Origin of the sequence: Microtetraspora sp. AC03309 (assembly GCF_020826795.1) — a bacterium.
Taxonomy (GTDB): domain Bacteria; phylum Actinomycetota; class Actinomycetes; order Streptosporangiales; family Streptosporangiaceae; genus Microtetraspora; species Microtetraspora glauca.
In genome coordinates this window covers 1-465 of sequence record NZ_JADDIL010000495.1, presented here as the reverse complement: position 1 = coordinate 465, position 465 = coordinate 1, and the positions used below count along the sequence as shown (strand labels likewise).

The window sequence follows — 465 nt, the reverse complement described above, 5'->3', positions numbered from 1 at the left end:
GTGATCGCCGGGATGTGCGCCGGCGCCGACAGCATTGATGACCTCAACATCGTCCGGGCCGGGGGCATGAAAACACTCTTCGGCGATGTGTACGCACCATCAACCATCGGAACCCTGTTGCGGGAGTTCACCTTCGGACACGCACGCCAACTCGAATCAGTCCTGCGCGAACACTTGGCCGCCCTCTGCCGGCGCGTTGAGTTGCTACCCGGATCCGACAGCGGTGTGTTCATCGACATCGACTCCCTGCTACGACCGGTCTACGGCCATGCCAAACAAGGCGCCTCCTACGGACACACCAAAATCGCTGGCAAGCAGGTCCTGCGCAAAGGACTCTCGCCGTTGGCGACCACGATCAGCACCCCCGGTGCGGCGCCGGTGATCGCCGGGATGCGGCTGCGGGCCGGCAAGACCGGCTCCGGTAAAGGAGCCGGTCGAATGGTCGCCCAGGCCATCACCACGGCC

Annotated in this window: 1 pseudogene; it reads left to right on the top strand. The window is 64.5% G+C overall.

Features of this window, described 5'->3' with window-relative positions:
- Window positions 1-465, top strand: a pseudogene (locus tag IMZ11_RS44025) (IS1380 family transposase); the annotation flags it as partial.